1 pseudogene is annotated in these 401 nt (G+C 68.3%); it reads right to left on the bottom strand.

The features are described from left to right. A pseudogene (locus ACYF6T_RS44670) lies at positions 1–396 on the bottom strand (IS701 family transposase); the annotation flags it as partial. Positions 397–401: the final 5 nt, after the last annotated feature.

Below are 401 nucleotides of genomic sequence, written 5' to 3'. Positions count from 1 at the left end.
CGTGGTCTTCGAGGAAGCGTCGGAAGTGCGCGTCCTGTCCGTAGGCGGAATCCGCGGTGACCCAGGCGACGGCAAGCGGGGAGGCCAGGGCGCGGCGGATGATGTCCCGGGCGAGGTCGCCCTTGGTGGCGAAGGTGCGCTCGTCGGGGATGCGGGCGGCCTGGCAGCGTTCCCGGTCGTCGGTCCAGGACTTGGGCAGGTAGAGCTCGCGGTCGACCAGGGCGTGTCCGCGGTTGGTGGCGTAGGCGGCGAAGACGCCGATCTGGCAGTTCTCGGTCCGTCCGGCGGTGCCGGAGTACTGGCGTTGCACTCCTTTGCGGAGGTAGTGCCCTTCTTCACGAAGCCGGTGTCGTCGAGGATCAACACGCCTTGATGGTGGCCGAGTTGTTCGGCCACCTAGG

This window comes from Streptomyces sp. 7R007, from assembly GCF_054850255.1.
Note: the sequence above shows the minus strand (reverse complement) of the source record. Positions and strands in the feature narration are given on the sequence as shown.